General features: G+C 68.7%; 3 protein-coding genes. 1 reads left to right on the top strand and 2 read right to left on the bottom strand.

Annotated elements, in window-relative coordinates; translation table 11 throughout:
* Nucleotides 1–40: 40 nt before the first annotated feature.
* Both EJ913_RS26865 and EJ913_RS33115 read right to left on the bottom strand, forming a co-directional pair.
* Nucleotides 41–559: a LysR substrate-binding domain-containing protein gene (locus tag EJ913_RS26865; protein WP_238522399.1), complete on the bottom strand. Its 519-nt coding sequence runs from the start codon at nucleotides 557–559 to the stop codon at nucleotides 41–43.
* 360 nt (nucleotides 560–919) lie between these two features.
* Nucleotides 920–4,276, bottom strand: coding sequence for an autotransporter domain-containing protein (locus EJ913_RS33115; protein ID WP_280531398.1), 3,357 nt, complete (start codon nucleotides 4,274–4,276; stop codon nucleotides 920–922).
* Between the two features lie 1,378 nt (nucleotides 4,277–5,654).
* Here EJ913_RS33115 and EJ913_RS26855 point away from each other — a divergent pair.
* On the top strand, nucleotides 5,655–7,448 hold the full coding sequence (locus tag EJ913_RS26855) for a tetratricopeptide repeat-containing sulfotransferase family protein (protein WP_185909956.1): 1,794 nt from the start codon (nucleotides 5,655–5,657) through the stop codon (nucleotides 7,446–7,448).
* Nucleotides 7,449–7,456 lie beyond the last annotated feature (8 nt).

The raw sequence follows: 7,456 nt of genomic DNA, 5'->3' as shown, positions 1-7,456 counted from the left end.
TCCAATGGAGCCTCCGTAGACCCGCTCTTCACCTACTTCCTCACCCCCAACAAGGCGGCGTTCGGCAGACGCTTACGCTCCACCAGCAGGGGAAACGCGATGGCAACACGAGTTGGACGTCTTCCCGCCATAGGATGTCGGCGGTCGAGCCGGTTGTTTCCGCCGGCACCAGCGCCAAGTCGAGCCCGCCGGCGTGGAGCGTCGACAGAAGGCGAGCGTCGCTTCCGCTCTCGACGATCAAACTGTCCTGCGGACCGCTTTGCCGGAAGCGGCGCAAAGAGTCGGTGAACCGGCCACTGGCAATATCCCGGCTGATTCCCAAGCGCAGCGGCGCCGCAACGCCGCAGTCCATCCGCTGCTGCTCGCCGATCCCAACGCCGCCAAGCGGGTGCTCTACCATGACTGGGGTCTGAACCGCGCCGAGGCGGCGCTGGTGGCTGGAGCCATGCCGCGGCGCGACGTCTTCTTCAATATGCCGGACGGCAGCCGGCTCGGCCAGCTCACCCTCGACCCGGCGGCGCTGGCGGGCGGCGCACCGGTGGGCCGCCTTCGAGACCATCGCCAAGGCCGGTCCCGCCGGCTTCGCCGCCGCTTGGCTGCGCCGGCGCCGGCTGTTCGAAGCCGCCTCCAGCTTGGACCTCGCCTTCCTGTCCGCCTCCTCAGGAAACCCGTCATGACTCGAAGCATCGAATCCCGGCCGTTTGCCGCCCGTCACGGGCTGGTGCGGAAAACAGACGCCCTCCGAAGAGACCGGGACGGTTCATTCTCGGCACCACTTACCGGCCGCAAGGAATAACCTGAATACAGTTGCCGGAAAGCGGGAGCGGTTCACCCGATCGGGCTCCACCGCCTCGGCCCGCGAACCGGCCGAGAGCGGCCGGGGAGCGCGGGGCGCCCTCCCGCCCTCTTCCCCACGCCGTCACAGCTTCCATCGCAGCCCGGCGGTGGCTGAGACGACGTTCTCACGCTCGCGCAGTTGGTCCTGCACGTCGAGGGTGGCGGTCAGGTTGTCGTCCAACGCGACCCCGGCCCCGATGCCGACCAGCGCCGCGTTGCGGCCGGGGCGCGCACCGTCGACGGTAAAGGCCGCCCCGGCCAGACGGTTGGTCGTGCTCGCCGTCACGTCGCCGAAGTCGTGCAGCCACGCCACCGACACGGTGGGGCGCAGCGTCAGGCCGCCCACAGTCACGCTGGTTCCCGCCCGCAGCCCGACGGAGCTGCGGAGGCTGGTCCAAGCCGCCGCATCGACGCTCAGCGCCGCGACGCCCCCCGTCTCGGTGAAGCCGTCGCGGGTGATGCGGTCCAACCGCAGCCCGACGCGCGGCTCGACCCAGGCGCGGCCTTCCGGCCCGTCGACCGTCATCCGGTGCCCGGCCGCCAGTTCCGCCGACAGACCGTGGCCGTCGGCCTTGCCGTTCGCCCCCTGGGCGAAGCCGCCGAAGACGATGGCCCGCTCGCTGTCGTAGCGGCTGTAGCCGTAGCCGACCGCACCCTCCACATAGGGGCCGCCCAGGTTCCAGCTGGCGTACAGCGTCGCCTGGTAGCTGTCTATGCCGATCTTGCCCAACCCGCGCTGCGTCTCCGTGCGGTTGCGCAGATAACCCAACGCCACGCCGGCGTTCAGGACGCCGCTGCCGGCCTCGAACCCATCGGCTTCGAAACCGCGATCCGCCCCGACCAGGAAGCCGCCGATGCGCTGTTCCGTCCCGGAGGCGTTGCCGTCGGAGCGGGTGCGCGCGTAGGCCGCCAGCGGCTGGCCCCACACCCCGCCGGTCTTGCCCCAGGCCGATCCCGTTCCCGATCCGGGCTCCGGGGAGCCGGCGGTGCCGGCCGTCACGCCGCCGCCGCTGGCGCCGATCAGGCTCAGGCTGCCGGACACCCATCCGTCGCGCAGACCCGCCATCCGGCCGTTCACCGCTTGGCCGAAGAGCTGGCTGCCGGTCAGAGCGGAGGTCAGCGAGTCGGCGTGCAACACGCCCGACAACTGGTCGAGCGCCCCGGCGACCTGGGCCTCGTTCAGCCCGTAGAGACCGCTGAACACCGGCGCGGCCGCGCCGGTCAGCCGCAGGCCGGCGGCCGGACGGATCGCGTCCACCGCGGTTCCGGTGGCCCTTTGGTTGCGGGTGCCGCCGGCCATGGCGGCGTAGCGGCCCGGCGTCACCACCAGCCGGACGGCGGTGGCGTCGTAGAGGACGTCGAAGCGGGTGTTGGCGGCCAGCCCCTCGGACGGCTGCACCAGGGTGCCGAAGCTGCCGAGCACGCCGCCCGAAGCGGCGGCGACGGTGAAGCGGTCGCCCAGCGCGGGGGTGAAGCTGTTGGTGGCGCTGCCGGAGATGCCGCGCAGCACCGGGGCCAGCGTGCCGGCGGCGGTGAAGGTCGCCCCCTGCACCACGATCTGGTCGTGGTGCCCGGCGCCGGTGCCGGCGGAGGACCCGTCGATCTCGGCGCGGTAGGTGCTGGTGCCGGTCAGGGTGACGGCGGAGCGGACCGTCAACACGCCCGGCGAGCTGCCGGGCGACAGCGTGCCGGCGACGGTGGTGGCGCCGGCGATGGTGCCGCCGCCGCTCAGCGTGGCGCCCTCGGCAACGGTGACGGTGCCGAGCGCCGTGCCGTCGACCTTGGCCGCGCCGCCGTCGCCGACGGTGACCGCGCCGGTGCTGCCGGTGCCGTTGACGGTCAGGGTGGCGTTCCGGAGGGTGACCGGCGCCATGACGGCGCCGTCGACGGTGATGCTGCCGCCGTTGCTGGCGCCGATGGCGCCGTTGATCGCCCCGTTCCGGGTGACGGTGACCGATCCGCCGTTGGCCGAGACCGCGCCGCCGATGCCGCCGCCGTCGACGACGGTCAGCGATCCGCCGGACGACACGTTGACCGCCGAGCCGACGACGCCGCCTTTGGCCACGGTGACGGCGCCGCCGCTGCCGACGGAAAGCTGGCTACCGCTCAGGATGCCGCCGACGTTGGCGGTGCCGTTGCTCACGCTGAGCGGCACGCTCACCTGGCTGCCGGTGGCGACGGCCAGCGTGCCGCCGTTCTGGACGGCAAGCCCACCGGTGTTGGACACGCTGCCGACGACTGTAACGGTGCCGGCATCCGACACGGTGAGGGCGCCGTTGCCGGTGACGGCGCCATTCAGCACCACGGAGGTGCCGTTGGGCGCGATGACGCCGTTGTTGCCCGTGACGGTCAGGGGCTGGGTCAGGGTGAGAGCCGTCGACGGCTTCAGGATTCCGCCGTCGAAGGTGACGGTGGTGGCCTGAACCGCGCCATCGGAGTTGGTGAAGCTGGTCTGGCTGGTGTCGATCACGCCCGTCACCGGCGGCGGCGACGTCACCACGGGCGGCGACACCACCACAGGAGGGGACACCACCACAGGAGGGGACACCACCACGGGCGGCGAGACCACCACCGGCGGCGACGTCACCACAGGCGGCGAGACCTCAACGGGCGGCGGTGGCGACACCACAGGCGGGGGCGGAGGGGACGGCGGAGAGGGTGGCGGCGGAGGCGGAGGGGGTGGCGGCGGAGGCGGAGGGGGTGGTGGCGGGGGCGGAGGCGGGGGCGGCGAGACCGCCTGGGTCAGCGTCAAAACGACTTGGTTGTTGGCGCTGTCGTAGGTGATGGTCGGCGTGAGGGTGGGGTCGCTTTCGGTGACCGAACTGAAGGCGCCGGTGACGCTGCCGGCGGTGAGGATGGTGTGTTGCGTGGGCAGCGTGTAGCCGGCACCGCTGGAGACGACCGCGAGCGTGCCGCCCAGGCTGGCGGCCCCGCCGGCCGCCAGCTTGCTGCTGGCGGTCGGCGTGGTGTGGATGGCCAGGGTGGCGCCGCTCGCCTGGGTGTAGGCGCCGGTGACCGTCAGAGTCCCTGGCGCGCCGGACGAACCCACCGTGACCGTGCCGCCGCTTGCCGCGGTCAGGGCGCCGCTCACGGTTCCGGTGCTGGTGAGCGTGCCGGTGTTGCTGACTGTGACCGCGCTGGCCAGCGTTCCGGTGAAGCGCAGGATTCCGCTCTGGACGGCGGTGTTGGTGACGGTGCCGGCGCCGTTCAGCGACCAATCCGTGCCGCTCATGGTGAGCGTCGAGAAGCCGGAGATCGTGCCGGTGATCGTGCCGCTGCCTTCCAGGTTCAGGGGTGGCGTCCCGCCGGCGCCGGTGGTCGTCACGTTGCCGGTCACCCGGCTGCCGTCCTTCAGGGTCACGACGCTGCTCGTCCTGGGGAAGGTCAGGTTGATCGCGTTGTAGCCGTTTCCGGCGGTGATGGTCCCGTAATTGGTCACGGTCGCGGGGCCGTTGATGAGGACCGCATCGCCCGGCCCTACGATGGTCCCGTAATTGGTGATCGTGCTGGCAGTGGAGAGAGAGGAGGCATAGACGGCGGCGAACTCTGGAAACTCCGTGGAACGGCTCTTGATCAGCGCCGCCCCATTGGACGGAGAGCCATTGGTAAGTTCAAGTGGAGTATTGACGCCAACGCCGTAGAAATTTCCAATGATTGTTCCGGTATTTTGAACATTTGTCTTGTTCTGAGACGTGAAATTGACATGGAATCCGGCGTGTGAGTCCGGGGCATTGATCAAACCGGTATTGATTAGGGTTCCGGCATTTCTTCCATAGACACCGTCAGCCTGAAAGATTCGGCCGATCTCGCTGATGTTGATGGTGCCGTTGTTCGTCATGCTCCAGCCGGTACTGGATATGATGTAGACGCCGGTCAGCAATTTGAATCCCGGAGCGACCCCGGTGTCGTCCACGGCCCCGGTGCTGGTGATCAAAACCTCCCGGATGGTCGAGGCCGGCGAGAGTTGGGTCGTCTGCCGCGTGGACAGCGTCTGGCTGGTGCCCTGGGCCTGCGCGGCGGCTCCGGCCAGGGACACGCCAAGCGCAATCGGGGCCGCGACCGCAATCGGAAGGTGCTTTCCAGCGGCAAGACGGTTGCGGATGGATGCGAGGGCGGACGGGGGCGAGGGCATAAAGGTTCACCTGACGAACAGAACAGCTTGCGAGGCGGGGAATTTTCTGTTCGGAACCCTAGGCGAGTCACCCGTTTAATATCAACATTTTCTCTTTCCAGACTGTTCTCTCATATTTATTGACAATAAAAATAAGACATGATTTTAAAAAAAATCTGGAAATAAAATATGGCAATGCCAATTTTTCTATGGAACTGCGCCGATTTTTGAGAAATTTTCTCATTAAAATTGTGAATGAAAATTTTATTTCTCCGTTTATGTGATTTGTAGAGATTTAGTCTTACATGAAATGGCGCATTTTTGTCACCGATTGTTATCGGGGAAATTTAAAATATCGGGCTCGCTCATTGGTTCTGTCACATTTGGTGGAATTTGTACTCTATTCAAAAATAAGTGACGACATGGTTGAGATGGATTGCGAACCGATTGCAGCGGCTTTCTGTTGCGTCGCAACGAGATCGTGGAGCCCGGTCACGACAGAACGGGCATGGGTTGGAGGGAGAACCAGCTTCTCCTCTCTTGCGGGAAGCCGTCCGGACGGACCGGATCGAGGCGGCCTCCGCTTGCGTCGGGGCAAAGCCCCCTCTATCTTCTCGCTCGCGCATACCGAACCGGCGGGCCGCAAGACCGGTTTCGCCGCATCGACGATCGAACACACCTCCCCTCAGCACCGGAACGCCCGACGATGCCGCCTCTTCCTGACGACCGTTGCGGCTGCGGCAGCGGGCTGCGCGCGGTCCGTTGCTGCCGGCCGACGGCGGTCGAGCCGCCGTCCGCTCCGGCGCTGGACCGGATCGAAGCGAGGACGGAGCGCGCGGCGGACGCCTTCGACCGTGGCGACGCCGCCACCGCCCGCCGGCTGTGCCTGAAAATCCTGGACGAGGCGCCGGCCCATGCCGACGCCCTGACCATCCTCGCCTGCCTGTTGCAGATTTCCGGTCCGGCCGAGGCCGCCATCGCCGTTCTTCAGCGCATCCGCCACCTGAGGCCCGACGACCTGAACACGACGCTGGATCTGGCCCGGCAGCTTCTGCGGGCCGCGCGGCTGCCGGAGGCCCAGGCCCAGGCGCGCAACGCCGTCCGGCTGGACCCCGGCAACCCGACCTCCCACGCGGTGCTGGCGATGGCCCTGACTGAGGGCCACCAGCCCCACGCCGGCGAGTTCCATTACCGCCAGGCGCTGGCGCTGGCGGGGGCGGACGCCGTAACCCTGGCGAATCTCGCCTGGAACCTGAAACTGCAGGGCCGCATCGACGAGGCGCGGGCGCTCTACCGCCAGGCCGCCGCGCTCGACCCCGCCATCTTCCTGACATGGCTGGGCTGGGCGCAGACCGAGGAGGCGGGACGCGGTCTGGACACCGCGTCCCGCCTCCTCGCCCGCGCCAGGCGGATCGACCCCGGCCACCCCATCGGCGGCTTCGAGGCGGCGCTGCTCGGGCGGCAGGGGGCGCCCGAGGCCGCCTTGGCCGTGCTGGAGGCGGCGGTCGGTCTCGATCCCGCCGGGCTTCTCGAAAAGGGGCGCCTGCTCGACCGGCTGGGCCGCCACGACGAGGCCTTCGCCGCCATGGTCGCCGCCAAGGCGCTGATCCGGCAGCAGGGGCAGGGCTACGCCGAGCCGGAGGCGTCGGACCTGATCGCGCGCCTGGGCGGCTTTTTCATCGCCCCCCGCCTGCGGCTGCTGCCGCGGCCGGAGAGCCCGGCGGCCGGAGCCCAGCCGATCTTCGTCACCGGCGCCCCCCGGTCGGGCACGACGCTGGTCGAACAGATTCTCTCGGCCCACCCGGCGGTCGCCGGGGGCGACGAACTGCCGGCGCTGGCCCAGCTGGTCCACAGGCTGCCACGGCTGCTCGACAGCCCGCTGGCCTATCCCGAGGCGCTGTCGGAGCTGTGGATGGGCGACCAGCGCGACGGGCTGGACCGGCTGCGCGACGAGTATCTCCGCCGCGCCCGCAAGCTGGTGCCGTTCCGCCCCGGCAACCGGCTCTTCACCGACAAGATGCCATTCAACGAGCTTCATCTCGGGCTGATCGCCCTGATGCTTCCGGCGGCGCCGGTGGTGCATGTCCTGCGCCATCCGCTGGACGTGGTCCTGTCGATGATGTCGCACAACCTGACCCACGGCTTCCAGTGCGCCGCCGATCTGGAAACGGCGGCCCGCCATTGCGCGCGCGTGTTCGAATTGGTCGGGCATTACCGCCGGGAAATGCCGCTGCGCTACCTGCCGCTGCGTTACGAGGATCTGGTCCAGGAGTTCGAACCGAACGTCCGCCGTCTGCTGGATTTCGTCGGTCTGCGCTTCGACCGGCGCTGCCTGCGCTTCGACAAGAACCGGCGGTACGCCCGCACGGCGAGCTACGCGCAGGTTACCGAGGCCCTCTACAGCCGCTCCCTCTACCGTCACCGCAACTACATGCGCCATCTGGAACCGGTCATCCCGATCCTGGAACCGGTGATCGACAGCCTCGGATACAGCGTCTGACCGCCGGG

It is taken from the genome of Azospirillum doebereinerae (genome assembly GCF_003989665.1).
Classification (GTDB): domain Bacteria; phylum Pseudomonadota; class Alphaproteobacteria; order Azospirillales; family Azospirillaceae; genus Azospirillum; species Azospirillum doebereinerae.
Note: the sequence above shows the minus strand (reverse complement) of the source record. Positions and strands in the feature narration are given on the sequence as shown.